The sequence below is a fragment of the Ketobacter sp. GenoA1 genome (genome assembly GCF_003671475.1).
Taxonomy (GTDB): Bacteria; Pseudomonadota; Gammaproteobacteria; order Pseudomonadales; family Ketobacteraceae; genus Ketobacter.
Map to the genome: position 1 here is coordinate 630896 of NZ_RCHM01000042.1, position 16453 is coordinate 647348.

The 16453-nt window shown below is 56.1% G+C and carries 14 protein-coding genes; 10 read left to right on the forward strand and 4 right to left on the reverse strand.

Annotated elements, in window-relative coordinates; translation table 11 throughout:
* Window positions 1-43 precede the first annotated feature (43 nt).
* Genes D9N13_RS16980 through pdxB form a run of 3 tightly spaced genes read left to right on the forward strand, consistent with a single transcriptional unit; the run spans window position 44 to window position 2999 of the window.
* Window positions 44-934, forward strand: coding sequence for a 5'-3' exonuclease H3TH domain-containing protein (locus tag D9N13_RS16980; protein ID WP_290592485.1), 891 nt, complete (start codon window positions 44-46; stop codon window positions 932-934).
* On the forward strand, window positions 927-1823 hold the full coding sequence (locus D9N13_RS16985) for a fructosamine kinase family protein (protein ID WP_290592487.1): 897 nt from the start codon (window positions 927-929) through the stop codon (window positions 1821-1823). Before D9N13_RS16980 ends, D9N13_RS16985 begins: the two co-directional genes overlap by 8 nt.
* 3 nt (window positions 1824-1826) lie before the next feature.
* Window positions 1827-2999: a 4-phosphoerythronate dehydrogenase PdxB gene (gene pdxB / locus D9N13_RS16990; RefSeq protein WP_290592489.1), complete on the forward strand. Its 1173-nt coding sequence runs from the start codon at window positions 1827-1829 to the stop codon at window positions 2997-2999.
* Here pdxB and D9N13_RS16995 read toward each other — a convergent pair.
* Window positions 2959-3717: a DUF6962 family protein gene (locus D9N13_RS16995; protein WP_290592491.1), complete on the reverse strand. Its 759-nt coding sequence runs from the start codon at window positions 3715-3717 to the stop codon at window positions 2959-2961. The two genes, pdxB and D9N13_RS16995, sit on opposite strands and share 41 nt — an antisense overlap.
* Window positions 3718-3875: 158 nt before the next feature.
* Here D9N13_RS16995 and D9N13_RS17000 point away from each other — a divergent pair, with 158 nt between their 5' ends.
* The gene (locus D9N13_RS17000) at window positions 3876-4994 is read left to right on the forward strand and encodes an ATP-NAD kinase family protein (protein ID WP_290592493.1); all 1119 of its coding nucleotides are present in this window, start codon (window positions 3876-3878) and stop codon (window positions 4992-4994) included.
* Window positions 4995-5124: 130 nt separating this feature from the next.
* On the opposite strand, the gene htpX is transcribed toward D9N13_RS17000, so the two are convergent.
* Window positions 5125-6009 carry a protease HtpX gene (htpX, locus tag D9N13_RS17005; RefSeq protein WP_290592495.1) on the reverse strand — a complete coding sequence of 295 codons (885 nt, stop codon included), beginning with the start codon at window positions 6007-6009 and terminating at the stop codon, window positions 5125-5127.
* A 292-nt stretch (window positions 6010-6301) separates the two neighbouring features.
* On the opposite strand from htpX, the gene D9N13_RS17010 reads away from it, so the two are divergent.
* The 4 genes from D9N13_RS17010 to D9N13_RS17025 all read left to right on the forward strand — a co-directional run bounded on the left by D9N13_RS17010 (window position 6302) and on the right by D9N13_RS17025 (window position 13236).
* Window positions 6302-6874 carry a DUF2760 domain-containing protein gene (locus D9N13_RS17010; protein ID WP_290592497.1) on the forward strand — a complete coding sequence of 191 codons (573 nt, stop codon included), beginning with the start codon at window positions 6302-6304 and terminating at the stop codon, window positions 6872-6874.
* Window positions 6871-8712, forward strand: coding sequence for an Hsp70 family protein (locus D9N13_RS17015; RefSeq protein WP_290592499.1), 1842 nt, complete (start codon window positions 6871-6873; stop codon window positions 8710-8712). The genes D9N13_RS17010 and D9N13_RS17015 overlap by 4 nt, the downstream gene beginning before the upstream one ends.
* Window positions 8709-11498, forward strand: coding sequence for an Hsp70 family protein (locus tag D9N13_RS17020; RefSeq protein ID WP_290592501.1), 2790 nt, complete (start codon window positions 8709-8711; stop codon window positions 11496-11498). Before D9N13_RS17015 ends, D9N13_RS17020 begins: the two co-directional genes overlap by 4 nt.
* A gap of 121 nt (window positions 11499-11619) precedes the next feature.
* Entirely contained in the window at window positions 11620-13236 is a 1617-nt protein-coding gene (locus tag D9N13_RS17025) for an adenylate/guanylate cyclase domain-containing protein (RefSeq protein ID WP_290592503.1), read from the forward strand.
* A gap of 22 nt (window positions 13237-13258) precedes the next feature.
* On the opposite strand, the gene D9N13_RS17030 is transcribed toward D9N13_RS17025, so the two are convergent.
* Window positions 13259-13714 (reverse strand): hypothetical protein, encoded by a 456-nt coding sequence (locus D9N13_RS17030; RefSeq protein WP_290592505.1) that lies wholly within the window; start codon window positions 13712-13714, stop codon window positions 13259-13261.
* A 1-nt stretch (window position 13715) separates the two neighbouring features.
* Window positions 13716-14942 carry a pyridoxal phosphate-dependent aminotransferase gene (locus D9N13_RS17035; RefSeq protein ID WP_290592507.1) on the reverse strand — a complete coding sequence of 409 codons (1227 nt, stop codon included), beginning with the start codon at window positions 14940-14942 and terminating at the stop codon, window positions 13716-13718.
* Window positions 14943-15089: 147 nt separating this feature from the next.
* On the opposite strand from D9N13_RS17035, the gene msrB reads away from it, so the two are divergent.
* Window positions 15090-15494 carry a peptide-methionine (R)-S-oxide reductase MsrB gene (gene msrB, locus D9N13_RS17040; protein WP_317622519.1) on the forward strand — a complete coding sequence of 135 codons (405 nt, stop codon included), beginning with the start codon at window positions 15090-15092 and terminating at the stop codon, window positions 15492-15494.
* Window positions 15495-15959: 465 nt separating this feature from the next.
* Window positions 15960-16442, forward strand: coding sequence for a glutathione peroxidase (locus D9N13_RS17045; RefSeq protein ID WP_290592511.1), 483 nt, complete (start codon window positions 15960-15962; stop codon window positions 16440-16442).
* Window positions 16443-16453: the final 11 nt, after the last annotated feature.

The window sequence follows — 16453 nt, forward strand, 5'->3', positions numbered from 1 at the left end:
ATCGTACGCTTTTCAGATAGTTATAGATGGGAATATAGCAACTTTGAGACAATCTGACACGGTTTATCTGCTGGATTCAAGCATCTATATCTTCCAGGCGTGGTTTGGCATTCCGGATCGATTTCAGGATGCCCATGGGCGGCCGGTGAATGCGGTCTATGGGTATCTGAAGACTCTGTTGGCTCAGCTGCAGGCGTTAAACCCCGTGTATATGCTGGCTGCCTTTGATGAAAGCTTGTTCAGTGGCTTTCGTCATACCCTTTATCAACCCTATAAGGCCAATCGTGCACTGCCGGATGATGATCTGGCCCGGCAACTGCATTTGTGCCGGGCCCTGACACAATTAATCGGTGTTCATTGTGTGGGCGATGAGGTCTATGAGGCCGATGATTGGCTGGCATTGGGGGCGCAAACCGCCAGATTGTCGGGGCTCAGGTCTATTGTATTGACCCGGGATAAGGATCTTGCGCAGTTGATCACCCCGGGCGATCTGTGGTGGGATTGGTCTGCGGATATCCAGCGAGACCACCCGGGGCTGCAGGCCCATTGGCAGGTTCGCCCTGAGCAGATTGCGGACCTGCTGGCGCTGACGGGGGACAGTGCGGACAATATCCCCGGCGTGCCCGGGGTGGGTGATAAATCAGCCAGAGCTCTGGTGCAGCACTTTCATGATCTGGAAAACCTGTATGCCAACCTGGAAGCCGTCAGGGAAATGAATGTGCGCGGCGCAAATCGGTTGTACACAGCCTTACTTGATACCGAGGAAGATGCCTTCCTGTTCAGGGAGTTGATTCGGCTGCATCCGCCACCTCACGCGCTGCCGCTGAATAATCTGAGATTCAATGCTGCCAGTCCGGATACCCTACTGGCGTATCTGGATGCCCAGGGGCTGGGGGCGGCATTCCACAACCTGGTGAAGCGACATTATGCTTGATACGCGGATTCTGAATGAATTGCTTGACTGGCTGAGCGACCTGCTCGGCACCGATTACCGTACTGCGCAGGCGCGCCCCTCCGGCGCCGGTTGCATCAACGAAACCTACGAAATTTACAGTCAGCAATTGGATTCTGTGTTTGTCAAAGTGGGGCCCGTTGGCCAACTGGACATGTATGAGAAAGAAGCCCTGGGTTTGCAGTTGCTGGATCAATGCCCCGCCATACGCGTACCGGCGGTATTGGGGGCGGCGCGCTTGCAGCACTGCTCGGTGTTGGCCATGGAGTTTATAGCGCTGGCGGCCATCAAAGCCCGGCATGAGGCTCGCTTTGGCGAGGCGTTGGCGCAGTTGCACAGCATGCAGGGTAAGGCGTACGGCCTGGAGCATAATAATTACATTGGGCGCAGTCACCAGATCAACGGCTGGCACACGGACTGGTGGGTGTTTTATGCAGAGCGGCGCTTGTTACCCCAGCGCAAGCTGGCACAGGCCAAAGGCATGCGGCGGGCACTGCTGCAGGATCTGGATCGCCTGCTGGGCTTGCTTCCTCACACACTGGGTTGGTATCAGCCGCCAGCTGTTTTACTGCACGGGGATCTATGGAGTGGCAATATGGCGGTGGACCCATCCGGCACCCCCACTTTGTTTGATCCGGCGGTCTATTATGGTGATGCGGAAACGGACCTGGCCATGAGCCGCATGTTTGGCGCGCCCGGAGCGGCGTTTTATGAGGCATACCATACTGTTTTACCTCTGCGCGATGGGCATTCTTTACGCCGCAATCTGTATGACCTCTACCATTGGCTGAATCACTTTAACCTATTTGGCGTTGGTTATTTGGGGCAGGTTGAGCATACACTGGCAGCACTGCTGCGTGAGTTAAGTTGAAGCATGAAAATTCTGGTGGATGAAAATATTCCCATGGCCGAAGCCTGCTTCGGCAGCCTGGGAACCGTGATCAAGGTGCCGGGGCGCGATCCGGATGCTGATCTGGTAAAGCACGCCGATGCGTTGATTGTGCGCTCCATTACCAAAGTGACGGAAGCGCTCCTGGCGGGTTCCCGGGTGCGGTTTGTTGGTACCGCCACCATTGGTGTTGACCATATCGATCAGGGATATCTGCAGCAGGAGAAGATTGCGTTCAGCAGTGCACCGGGATGCAACGCCCAGTCGGTGGTGGACTATGTGATGGCGGCTTTGTTGGAGTTGGAGTCCGCCCGCGACTTCACCCTGGCCAACCGCTCCATCGGTATTATTGGTGCCGGTAATGTGGGTTCCCGCCTGCAGGCGGTGTCTGAACAGTTGGGTCTCAGGGTGTTGTTGTGCGACCCCCCGCAACAGGAATCCGGGCAGCATCCTGCCAGCGCGCAGTTTGTCAGTGCCGATGAAGCCTGGCAGGCGGATATTGTGTCGTTGCACGTACCCTATACGCAGGAAGGCAGGCACGCCACCCATCACCTGGCGGATGAGCACCGCCTGCGCAGCATGGTGCCGGGTGCGGTGCTGATCAACACCTCCCGTGGCCCGGTGCTGGATAATATGGCGTTGGCACGGGTGCTGGATGAGCGCTATGACCTGGCGGCCGTACTGGATGTGTGGGAAGGCGAGCCCTTTGTCAACATTGAGCTGGCCAGTAAAGTGGATATCGCAACACCCCACATTGCCGGTTACAGCTTTGATGGCAAGGTGCGGGGAACCTGGATGATTTACCAGGCACTGTGCCGGCATCTGGGGTGTGAGGTCTCGATACAGGAGGCTGATCTGATCGATCCCAAGTTGAATCTGCTATTGGACCTGCAAGGGGAGCAAACGTACAATCCCGCCACGGCCCGGGAGTTGATTACCCGTATATACAATATTCATGAAGATGATGTGGGGCTCCGCACCAGCCTGCGCTTACCCAGAGAACGTCGGGCCCAGGGTTTTGACGCCTTGCGCAGGCAGTATCGGGTGCGGCGCGAGTTCAATACGGTCACGCTGAGGGGGCGGGCGCATCTGGAATCCGTATTGGCAGAGCAGGAGATTAATCGCCTGCGGGCACTGGGCCTGAAGATTGTGCCTTGAGCGCATGCGGTTGTTGCCGTGGTGGGGATAGCGCATGCAGGGTGTCAACCAGCCGCCCCCGGGTGAGCACCTGATGCAGCAGCACCAGGAACAGCAGAATAATCAGATGATACCAGTCGTTGTAGTGCAACGGCCCCGTGGAAATGCTGCCCAGCGCCATCAAAGACCAGATTGCCCCCGCTGCCAGGTTCAGCGTCACCAGGCCGATCAGAAGCCAGAACAACCGCAGCCCCTGCACCAAAATGAGATACAGTGAAAACCCGATCACCAGTAAATGGGTGAGCAGGTGAAACATCACCACCAGGGAGTATTGACTGATCAGCAGTGACGCGGCACTGAATAATATCAACGAAACCACCAGACACCCTTTCAGCCACTGAAAACCATAGCGGTCTGCCAGCGGGTGCAGAAAGATACGCATGAAATAGTATTCGGTAAGGCCAATGGCGAAAAACGTTGCCAGCCAGACCCGCAGGTAGACGTTATGGAACGAGCCGGTTCGTAAATAACGGGGCAGGGTGTCGTTCAGGCTCATCAACCAGCGGTTGACGTGAGCCTCTTCCGCTTCCATATGATGGGCCAAACCACCCAGCAGGGCGGCGATGGCAAACAGCAGCATATGTCTGGCGGCTTCCCGATAGCGCTCTGGGCGACGATACAGGTCCAGACTCAGTGCAATAGCCAGCGCGAAAATAGCGTAATTCAAAGAGATGAGCATGTGATTCAGTCATTGTTGTGTTTTTCATGCGGTAAGTGTCTCATGTTTGGAGCCGGTTCTGCATGTCAGAACGGGACACACCGTGCCCACTGTCCCCGAGTGGTATAGAATGCGGCACAGCAACAAAGTGGTTCTAACCGGAGGAAGTACAGCCTGCCATGAATCAAATCAAACTTGGACTGCTGGTGAATCCCATGGCCGGTATCGGCGGGGCGGTGGGCCTGAAGGGCAGTGATGGTGAATCCATTGTGGATCAGGCTTTGCAGCGGGGAGCGGTGCCCCGTGCCTTGCAGCGGGTGGGTATTTTTCTGCGTGAATTGCAGCCATACCAGGCCCAGATTCAGTGGTTTTGCTGGGGCGGAGCCATGGGGGAGGATAGCCTGCAGGAAGCCGGATTCAATATGCAGGTATGCGGTGAATGTGCCGCCACCACCGGTGCTGTGGATACCCGTCAGGCGGCCCGGGCGCTGCAGCAGCAGGGTGTTGATCTGATTGTTTTTGCCGGTGGTGACGGCACCGCGCGGGATATTCATCAGGCCGTAAACACCAGTATCCCGGTGCTGGGGATACCCGCCGGTGTCAAGATCCACTCCGGGGTCTATGCGGTGCATGCCAAAGGAGCGGCGGAGATTGTGATCAAAATGATCCAGGGGCAGCTGGTCAGTGTGGCGGCCATGGAAGTGCGGGATATTGACGAGGACGCCTTCCGCCAGGGCCAGGTGCGGGCCAGCCACTATGGGGAGCTGCTGGTTCCCGCTGAAGAACGTTACCTGCAGCACGTCAAGTGCGGCGGCAGGGAGGTTGAAGCCCTGGTGCTGCAGGAGGTGGCGGCGCACATCATTGATGAGCTGGCGCGCGACTGGCTTTATATTTTGGGCCCGGGCACCACCACCAAAGCGATCGCGGATGAGCTGGGGCTGGAGAAAACACTGCTGGGGGTGGATTTGCTGTTAAACCAGGAATGGGTGCAGATGGATGCCACCGAACAGGATATCCTGCATTGGCTTGAGCGCTATCCGGCGAAGATTGTGGTGACCCTGATCGGTGGTCAGGGGCATATATTCGGTCGGGGCAATCATCAGATCAGCCCGGCGGTGATTCGCCAGGTGGGTCGCGATAACATCATCATAATTGCCACCAAAACCAAGCTTAAGGAACTGGCAGGGCGCCCCCTGCTGGTGGATACCTGGGATGCCGAACTGAATGGGGAACTGTGTGGCTATTTACCGGTGATTACCGGTTATGAAGATGCGGTGCTGTATCCCGTTGAAGGCTGATGCTGAGCCTGCCTGACCCGGTTAGCATGCTGGTTACGGCATTCACTGCACCCATCCCCCCACAATGTCGACAAAAGAAAAGCCCGCTTTACGCGGGCTTTTCCAGTCTGGCCGGTTGTACCGTTGTCAGTTAGCCGTTGGTGAGCGCGGCGATGCGCGCGTCCAGGGGCGGGTGTGACGAGAACAACTTGGCCACTTTACCGTTACGGATACCGAATGCCACCATGGTGTCGGGCAGGTCATTGGGTAATTCCATTTCGGCCTTCAGTTTCTGCAATGCCCGGATCATGGCGCCCCGTCCGGCCAGGTCGGCACCGGCGGCGTCCGCGCGGAATTCACGCCAGCGGGAAAACCACATGACGATGATACTGGCGAGGATGCCGAAAATGATATCGAAGAGGAACACCACCGCCATATGGCCAAAGAAGCCTAAGCCGCCTTCACCTTCATCATTGCGGAAGAACTGATCGATGACAAACGCGGCGATGCGGGCAAAGAACATGACAAAGGTGTTCATGATGCCCTGGATCAGCGCCAGGGTCACCATGTCGCCATTGGCAACGTGGCCGATCTCATGGGCCAGCACGGCACGTACTTCTTCCCGGTCAAAGCGCCGCAGAAGCCCTTCGCTGACGGCCACCAGAGCGTCGTTTTTGTTCCAGCCGGTGGCGAACGCGTTGGAGACCTGGGATGGGAATACCGCCACCTCCGGCATTTTGATACCAGCCTTGGTGGACAACTCGTTAACGGTCTCCAGCAGCCACTGTTCGGCGTGATTGGTGGGTTTGGTGATGACCTGCGCCCTGGAGCTCCATTTGGCCATTTTCTTGGACAACAATAGGGAGATAAAGGAGCCGGCGAAGCCAAATATCGCACAGAATATCAATAAGGACTGCAGGTTAAGGTTGGTGCCGTTCTGCTGTAGATAACCAGGTACCCCCAGAATACTCAGGGTGATACTGGCAACGGCAATCACGGCCAGGTTGGTACCAAGAAACAACAGTATGCGCATCATGGTGGATTCTTATCCTCTCTAAGACAAAATGAACAGTTAACCGAATGCTGTATACATTGGGCTCGCCAGGGGAATTTCAAGTGTTTGAAATTCTTATGGGAGCCAGGATATAGACCGCCCGGCACGAAAAAGATTCCGACATATCATGTCATTAAATTATGAAACATAAAAGACCCAAATAATGTGGTCTTTATCCTCGCCGGCAAGATGGTAAACTGCGCGGCATTTGGCGCGGCTGAACCCGGTAGCCGGTTTGTTTTTGACCCTGATAGATTCTTGAGAGCGTGAAGCCATGGATATAAATCCCGTAATGCCCACCACCATTGACGCCCTGCACCTGATATTGGGGGGGCTCGGTTTCATCCTGCTGGTGGTGGCCGTGCTGCGCGGTGGTGGCAAGAAGGCACCGGCGCCTGATTCCGCTACAGAGCCGGAACCTGTCGCCCCGGCAGCGACCCCGACACCGACCCCGGCCCTGAAATCCAATGATCCGGAATCGGCGTTGCAGCTGCTGGGGCTGTTGCAACAGGAGGCACGCTTTGTTGATTTCCTGCAGGAGGATCTGACCGGGTTCAGTGATGCTGAAATCGGCGCGGTGTCGCGGGTGTTGCATGAGGGCAGCAAGAAGGTGCTGGATCAGTATTTCTCACTGGTGCCGGTGCGCAGTGAAGAGGAAGAAACCCAGGTGACGCTGGCGGCCGGCTTTGATCCGGCGCAAAACCGGGTAACCGGTAATGTAGTTGGCGAGCCCCCTTTCAGTGGCGTACTGGTACACCGCGGATGGAAAGCGGTGAAAGCCGATTTGCCCAGGCTGGCGCCGGGCCATGATCCCAAGGTGATAGCCCCTGCCGAGGTGGAGCTATGAGTGAAGGCAGCAGTCAGTACAGCAGTCAATACAGTGTGGGCATTGATCTCGGTACCACCAACAGTGTGCTGTCATTTATCGATGTATCCCAGGCCCCTGAGCAGCCCCGAGAGGAGGTCCTGGCCATCCCGCAGTTGACCCAACCTGGCGTGGTGGAAAGCCTGCCCCAATTGCCTTCCTTCCTGTATCAGGCCCATGAGGCGGAAGTGGCGACGTCGGATCTCAATCTGCCCTGGGGGCAAAGCGGATTGGCACTGGTGGGGCACATAGCCCGCCACCTGGGCGCCAAAACACCATTGCGTCTGGTTGCCAGCGCCAAAAGCTGGTTATGCCACGGGGCCGTGGATCGGCACGCTGATTTCCTGCCTTTGAATGCGCCGGAGGACGTCAGCAAGACCTCGCCATTGGCTGCCTCAGCAGCGTACCTGGCACACCTGAAGGCCGCCTGGAATGATCGTTTTCCCGATCAGCCGCTGGAGCAGCAGGATATTACCCTCACCGTGCCGGCGTCGTTCGATCCGGCAGCCCGGGATCTGACGGCAGAAGCGGCCCGCACCGTGGGCTTGCAACGCTTAACATTACTGGAAGAACCGCAGGCAGCGCTCTACAGCTGGGTCAATAATTCGGGTGACCGCTGGCGGGATCAGGTGCAGGTGGGTGATATTGTGCTGGTGGTGGATATCGGCGGCGGTACCACGGATTTGTCTTTGGTGGCGGTGACGGAGAGCGAAGGCAACCTGGAACTGAACCGGGTTGCGGTGGGCGATCATATTCTGCTGGGTGGAGATAACATGGATCTGGCGTTGGCCTACCGGATCAAGGCCAAACTGGAGGCAGAAGGGAAATCACTTAAGCCCTGGCAGATTCAGGCTTTGACCCATGGCTGTCGCGACGCAAAGGAGTCATTGCTCAATGACAGTGGCCAGGATGTGGTACCCCTGGTGGTGCCCAGCCGGGGGTCGAAGTTGATGGGCAGTACGTTGCGCACTGAATTAACCCGCAGCGAAGTGGAAGAGACGCTCGTGGACGGTTTTTTTCCACAAGTGGCGATTGAGGATCATCCACGGCAGCAGCCTCGCACTGCCCTGACTCAGATGGGATTGCCTTATGCCCAGGATGCGGGTGTCACCCGCCATCTGGCCGCCTTTCTGTGCCGTCAGTCCAATGCCGCCCAGGACTTTTTCGGGGCCGCCCAGGGCTTTATCAAACCCACGGCGGTGTTGTTCAACGGTGGTGTCCTGAAGGCGCCGAAACTGGCACAGCGCTTGATGTCGGTACTCAATAGCTGGCTGCAGCAGGGCGGCTCTGAGCCTGCCCGCTTGCTGCAGGGAGCCGATCTGGATCTGGCGGTTGCCCGTGGCGCAGCCTACTACGGTTATGTGCGCCAGGGCCACGGTGTGCGCATTCGGGGCGGTCTGGCCAGTGGTTATTACGTTGGCATTGAGAGCGCCATGCCGGCGGTACCGGGTATGCCGCCACCCCTGCAGGCCCTCTGTGTGGCACCCTTTGGCATGGAAGAGGGTTCCCAGACTGAGCCTTCGCCACAGGAATTTGGACTGGTGGTGGGGGAACCGGTGACGTTCCGGTTTTTTGGCTCCACGGTACGCCGGGAGGATGGCCCCGGGTTGCTGCTGGATGATTGGGAGGATTCAGAGCTTGAGGAATTGCACCCCATTCAGGCTTCATTACCCAGCGAAGGGCGCCAACCGGGGGAAGTGGTGGCAGTGCGTTTGGCGGCACGGGTGAACGAGTTGGGCACTTTGTGCCTGGAAGCCATCCCGCGGGACAGTGATCAACGCTGGCAGGTGGAATTCGACGTACGGGAAAACAGTGCATGACACAATCCGGTGACAGCCGCTATCTGGTGGGCATTGATCTGGGCACCACCCACACCGTGGTGGCCTACGCCGATACCGGTGCCGGAGCACAGCAGCCCCGGGCCAGACTGTTTGAAATTGAACAATTGGTTGGCCCCGGCGAGGTAGCAAAACGCCCGCTGCTGCCTTCCTTTCGCTATCATCCGGCCGCCGGTGAACTGCCCGAAGCGCAAATGGTGCTGCCCTGGCCGCAACAGCGCATTGAGGGCGATGATGTGGCGTACCTGGTGGGGGAATATGCCCGCGAGCTGGGCAGCAAAGTAGAGGGGCGCCAGATTGCCAGTGCCAAGAGTTGGCTCTCCCACAGCCGCGTGGATCGTTCGGCGCCGATTCTGCCCTGGGCTGGGGCGGACGATGTGCAGAAAGTCTCTCCGGTGGTGGCATCGGCCTCTTATCTGCTGCATATTCGCTGTGCCTGGAATCACGAACATCCCCAACATCCACTGGAACAGCAAACCCTGGTGATTACCGTGCCCGCCTCATTTGATGAGGCCGCCCGTGCGTTGACGTTGCAGGCTGCCGAACTGGCCGGGCTTAACAATCTGACGTTGCTGGAAGAGCCCCAGGCGGTGTGCTACGACTGGTATTTCCGGCTGGGGGAGAAGGCCCGGGCGGCACTGCAGCAGATCAGGCTGTTGCTGGTGCTGGACGTTGGTGGCGGCACCACCGATTTGAGTTTGATTCAGGTCCAGCAGGCCGATGGCGACCTCAAACTGAAGCGGATCGCGGTGGGTGACCACTGGATGCTGGGGGGCGATAACGTGGATCTGGCGTTGGCGCGTTTGGCGGAACAGCGTATTACTAGCGGTGGTCGGGCCCTCAATGCCGCCAGCCTGACCCAGTTGATCCAGCAGAGTCGCATCGCCAAGGAAGCCCTGTTGGGTGAAAGCGCCCCGGAAACGGCGAAAGTCACCTTGCTGGGGGGCGGTTCCCGTCTGATCGGCGCTGCCAGGAGTGCGGAATTCAGCCGGCAGGAAGTGCGCGAACTGGCGCTGGATGGTTTTTTCCCGTTGATTGAGTTTGGAGCGCTGCCCCGGAAACGCGGTGCCGGCATTGTTGAGTTTGGCCTGCCCTACGTACCGGATCCGGCGGTCAGCAAATATTTGTCGCAGTTTTTGCTGCAGCACCAGGCCAGCTGTCTTGAGGCGCTGGCGCTGTCCACGGAAGGCGCGGCGATCCCCGATGCGGTGCTGATGAACGGTGGTGTGTTTAACAGCCCACTGATTACCGAGCGGGCGCAGGCGGTGTTGGAACATTGGCGCGGCGGGCCCGTGACCCGGCTGGAAAACCGAGACCCCCATATGGCCGTGGCCTTTGGTGCGGTGGCGTTCGCATTGAGCCGACAGAACAATCAGATGCGTATTGGCGGCGGCTCGGCGCGTTCCTACTTTTTACAAGTGGAGGCAGCGGGGAATGACGCTGTGGCGGTGTGCATTTTGCCCAAGGGCACTGAAGAGGGAGTGGCGATTCCCCTGCAGGCACACCGTTTTGCTTTGCAGGTGAACCAGCCGGTGCAGTTTTCATTGGTGGCCAGCTCCGGTGACGAACCCTTTGCCCCGGGCCAGGTGGTGACACTGGACAGCGAGCAGGATCGCTTTCAACCCTTACCGCCTTTGGTGGCCGCGCTGGATACGCAAAGTACCCACCATGAAGTGGAAGTGTCGCTGGTCACGCGGCTTACGGAAGTGGGTACTCTGGACATTCAGTGCCACTCACTGCAAGACCCCGATCAGCGCTGGAAGGTTGAGTTTCAGTTGCGGCGGGATTTGCAAAACCGTCATCAGAGCCATGCTCTGCCGCCGGGGTATGGTGCAGCAGTGGCTGCCATCGATGCCGTGTACGGTGCCAACGACAAGGAGGCCGACAGGAACGCAGTCAAGCAACTGCGCCAGCAGCTGGAGAAGTTGCTGGGGCTGCGCAATGATTGGGATACCGCGCTGGCGAGGGCATTATTCGATGAATTGTGGCAACGTCGTAAGAAACGAAGGCGCTCCCAGGCTCATGAACGGGTATGGTTCAATCTGGCGGGTTTCTGTTTGCGCCCGGGCTTTGGTTACCCGGCCGATGAATGGCGTATTTCGCAGGCCTGGGGGCTTTACCAGCAGGGTTTACAGTTCGATAAAGAGAACCAGTCCTGGGCCGAGTGGTGGACTTTCTGGCGCCGGGCCGCCGGGGGCCTGGAAACCGCATGCCAGCAACGCCTTTACAAGGATGTCAGCAAATTTATCAATCCGGCGTCAGCACGAAACCTGAAACTTAAGACAGAAATCAAAAATAAATCGTACGAGGATATGGTACGGTTAAGTGCCTCCCTGGAAGGGCTGCCGGTGGCGACCAAAATTGAGTTAGCCAATTGGCTTGCCAAGCGTTTGCAGAAATCCAGCGAAACCCAGACCAGTTGGTGGGCGCTGGGGCGTGTGGCATCAAGGGAGCCTTTCCAGAGTGCTGTGGATACAGTGATACCGCCGGACCATGTCGACAAGTGGTTGCAACTGGTGTTGGGGCAGGATTGGAAGAAAAACCAGCATGCTGCGTTTGCCGCAGTGATGATTGCCCGTGTGACCGGGGATCGAGCCCGTGATATCCCGGCCTCAATCCGGTCTACCATTGTAGAGAAGCTCCGTGCTGCCAAGGCCCCGGATCTGTGGCAGACTATGGTGGATCAGAAGCTCGCTCTGGACGACCAGGAAAATAAACGTGTTTTCGGCGAAGCCTTACCTGCCGGATTGAAGCTATTGAGTCGATAGTTCAGTGAGTCGATAGTTCAGTGAGCTGGTTCAAATAAGCCTGCTCAGTCAGGGAAGGGTACCGCCTGTCTTATTTTAGGTAGGTTTTAGGTAGGTTTTAAGTAGGTTTTAAGCAGGGTTAATGAGCGAATCACAACAAAACAATAAGGTAGCAGATGGCACCCAGCCGGTTTGGTCTCAGCAGGATGCCCCCGTATTAATGCAAGAGCGTGCCGGTGACCTGTTGGTGGCAACGGCGCCGGGTATGGAGCTGGATCCCATTCGGGAAATCCGTGCCTTCCACCGCTTCCATTTTCGGTTGACGATGTTGTACGGCAGCGTGGTGATCATCACATTGGCGCTGTTGGTGCTGATTTTCTACAACCTTTGGTCCAAATCCGAAATTGAGTCACTGCAACAACGGCTGTTAACGTTATCCACCAGCCTGGCTGCCACCATCAACGCCGATCAGATCGCCGCCTACGACCTCGAAGCCACCACGCTGACACCGTTTCACCAGGAAATCTACGAGCAGTTCAAAGCCATGGCGGAGCGTGACAAGGACATAGACTCCATTTATATTCTGCGTCCCTCCAATGTCCCCACCGAGCTGTTCTTTTTCATTGACTACGCCAAAGGCGAGATGGTCGGAGATCCCGGCCAGTTCTATTCGGCGGAAGATACGCCCATTATGCTGAAGGGGTTTTCCCGCCCTGCGGTGGAAAACATCCCCTATCGGGATGAGTTCGGCTATACCCTGTCGGCCTACGCCCCTCTGCGAACCGCTGAGGGCAAAGCCATCGGACTGGTGGGTGTGGACGTCAAAGCCGAGCGGCTCACCATGGTGGAAAACCGGGTGCTGATGGCTTCCGGTGTTATTTTTGTGATTTCTTTTGTGGTGATTGCGCTGGTGTCCTGGGTGGTGTCCCGCAGTATCCGCGAGCCACTGGGGCGTTTGATTCAGGGCACCGGGGCCGTGGCCCAGGGCAATCTGGATGTGCGCATGCACATGCGGCGTGAAGACGAGTTCGGATTGCTGGGCAAGTATTTTGACAAAATGGCCGACGAGCTGAAGGAGCGCCAGACGCTGCGTGACCTGTTCGGCCGTTATCTGAGTGAAGACGTCGCCCGCTCCGTACTGGCCCAGGAACAAAAAATAGACCTGGGTGGCGAGGAGGTTGTGGTTACGGTCTTGTTCTGCGATTTGAAGGATTACACCACCATCAGCGAGCGTCTTTCCCCATTACAGATGGTGTCCATGCTCAATGAATACCTGGGGGTGATGAACAGCATCATCGATCAGCACCGGGGCTGTGTCATTGAGTTTCTCGGTGATGGCATCCTGGCCGTGTTTGGCGCGCCGCAGGCAACGCCTGATCACGCAGAGAAAGGCGCACGCTGTGCCCTGGCCATGCGCGAGGCGTTGGACTCACTGAACAAACAATGGCAGGCGGATGGGTTGGCCCAGCGTTGGCAGGCGCTGGGGGTGGATCACATTGAATTCAGAATCGGCTTGCACACCGGAGCGGTGGTAGCGGGAAATCTGGGTTCAAAAACCCGCATGAAATACGCCGTGATCGGGGACACTGTAAACGTAGCGGCCCGCCTTGAACATCTGAACAAAGAGTTCGGTACCACTATTCTGGTCAGTGATGATGTTAAGGCCCGGTTGCCCAATGAATTGGCCGCGCAGACCACGCAAATGGGATTAAGCCAGGTGAAAGGGCGTTCCCAGCCGGTGATCTGTCATTCCCTATAGATTAGTTGGTGGATAGTAGTGGCTAGCGGCCTTGGTGCTCGTCCAACTCGGTGAAAAACATCCGCATTACCTGAGTAATCTGTTCGGACGATTGGGACTGCACGGCTCGGCGCATGTGTTCAATCATGGTGAGCCGTTCCTGGGCCTCAAAGGAGGGTAAATCCTGTGCCGGTGTTTCGGTAAGGGGGGCATTAATGATGGTGGAGAGTTTAATCAGGCCCTTTGCTGTCAGGTAGGCCTGATCCACACCCTCCTGGCGAATGGTGGCACCGTACCGCAGGAAGCCTTCATCGGCCAGCCAGAGCATGGCACCAAAGCAGGCCTCATGGCGTTTGGTGTGCAGACCGAACTCATCCACCTGATCCGGGCCGATCAGGTCTTCCACAAACAAATCCATCTTGCGGGGAAACACCCGTTGCAGGCTCATCAGTACCAGCGCGGTATCCTTGTAAAAGTCCAGTATATTTAAATCCGCCATATCAGCTCTTCATGTCATCCCGCAGGCGTTCGAAAAACTCAGCCATTTTGGTTAACGCGGTTTTCAGATCTTCTTCCCGGGGCAGGAACACCAGGCGCAGGTGGTCTGGAGCCGGCCAGTTGAAGCCGGAGCCTTGTACCAGCAGAATTTTTTCCTGAATCAACAGATCCAGCACCAGCTTCTGATCATCCACAATGGGGTAGACCTTGGGATCCAGGCGGGGGAAAAGGTAAAGGGCCCCTTTGGGTTTAACACAGCTGATACCCGGTATGTCACAGAGCATGCTGTGAGCCAGGTTCCGCTGCCGTGTCAGGCGGCCATCGGGTGCAATCAATTCATTGATACTTTGATAGCCCCCCAAGGCCGTTTGAATGGCCAGTTGCCCGGGCACATTGGCACACAGGCGCATTGAAGCCAGCATGGTGATGCCTTCCAGATAATCCTTGGCCGCGTACTTGTTGCCGCTGATCACCATCCACCCTGCGCGATAGCCGGCGATGCGGTAGGTTTTGGAGAGGCCGTTGAAGGTGATGAACACCAGATCGTTGGCCAGTGAGGCGGTGCAGGTGTGCTGGGCTTCGTCGTACAGAATCTTGTCGTAGATTTCGTCGGAAAACACAATCAGCTTGTGTTCGCGGGCAATCTCGATCATGCCCTCCAGAATCGCTTTGGGATACACGGCACCGGTGGGATTGTTGGGATTGATGATCACCAGGGCACGGGTGCGGTCGCTGATCTTGCTGCGGATGTCATCCAGATCCGGATACCAATCTGACTGCTCATCGCAGGTGTAGTGTACGGGGGTGCCGCCGGAGAGGCTGACAGCTGCGGTCCACAGGGGGTAATCCGGTGCTGGAATCAGCACTTCGTCGCCATTATTGAGCAGTGCCTGCATGGACATGACAATCAGCTCGCTGACACCGTTGCCCAGAAAGATATCGTCGATCTGGACATCTTCAATACCCCGGGCCTGGTAGTACTGCATCACCGCCTTGCGGCCGGCAAACAGGCCTTTGGAGTCGCTGTAACCGGATCCATCCGGTAGCTGGTAGATCACATCCTGAATGATTTCTTCCGGTGCCATCAGGCCGAAGGGCGCCGGGTTTCCGATGTTCAGTTTGAGTACTCGATGACCTTCTTCCTCCAGGCGTCGCGCCTCATCCAGTACCGGCCCGCGGATGTCGTAACAGACGTTATGTAATTTGTTGGATTTCAACACTGACTTCATATAGACAAACTCATGCCTCAATTTGGCTTCTATGTTCACAAACAAGAAAAAGGTTCATAGTATGCAAGCATAGCAAGCTTACAAAGACCGGTAAGTGTATACGAAAACCAATTGTTTTTAATGTACTTTGAATGGGAGGTGCCCAGCGTGGTTAAGCGGGTTGAAAAAAGTCAGGAAGAGTGGAAACAAAGCCTGGATGAAGAGGCGTTTGCCGTGTGCCGGCTGGCTGGTACCGAGCGGGCATTTACGGGTAAGTATTGGGATCATAAGGAAGTTGGCCAGTATCACTGCGCCTGTTGCGATGCGCCTTTGTTTGTGTCCCAGACCAAATACGATTCCGGTTCAGGTTGGCCAAGCTTTTTCCAGCCGGTGGATGAGCGCGCTGTTATCGAACGCAAGGATTCCTCCCATGGAATGGTACGTACAGAAGTGCTGTGTGCTGCCTGTGATGCCCATTTGGGCCACGTTTTTCCCGATGGGCCACCGCCAACCGGTCTGCGCTATTGCATTAATTCGCTTTCACTGCAGTTTCATGAAAACAGTCAAAAATAGTTATTAACAAGCGGGTTGCCTTAAATTTGGTTGTTATAACCATAAATTGTTAACAACCGCTTATCTATATTTTATCGACGTTTGTCAGCCAATGGATTCAAATTTAATCACAGTCAACCGCACTGTTTTTGTACACAGTTAGTGGAGACTATCGCTGTAGGCTATATAAATAAAGCTATGTTCCTTGTTGGTGCAATTCGTCGGGTAAGTTGCTGAATTTTGGCTCAAATGTGTCTGATTAAAAAATAACCAGTTTGTTGCGATGAGCGGAATGAGCGTGTTTTACGAATTTTTACATAATGTATCAACAGAGTTATCCACAGAAATTGTGGAAAAGTGAGAACCAGGCACACTGCGTATTGAGTTTGATTGTGCATTATTAAATTGTGCAAAATATAAATGCGCTGTATGCTGTGCGAGTAATCTGGAAGCAAACATACCTGTTCACATCTAAGGGAGACTCCAATGGGCAGCGTGCATGATTTCAAGGCAGTGACCATGCAGGGGAAGGAAACACCTCTGTCAGACTATAAAGGTAAAGTGATTCTGGTGGTGAATACGGCCAGTAAATGTGGCTTTACACCACAGTTCAAGGGGCTTGAAAAACTCTATAAGCAATATAAGGACAGCGGCCTGGAGATTCTCGGTTTTCCCTGTAATCAGTTTGGTAAGCAGGACCCGGGCAGCAATGAACAGATCACCGAGTTCTGCGAACTGAATTACGGAGTCAGCTTTCCCATGTTCGAGAAAGTGGATGTTAATGGGGACGATGCCCATCCCCTGTTTAAACATCTGAAAGAGCAGGCGCCTGGTTTGCTGGGTACCCAGGCGATCAAATGGAATTTCACCAAGTTTTTGATTAATCAGGACGGTAAGGTCGTGCAGCGCTTTGCGCCAAAGGATACACCGGAAAAAATTGAATCTGAAATTCGTAAGTTACTGGCCTGAGGCGCATCCTG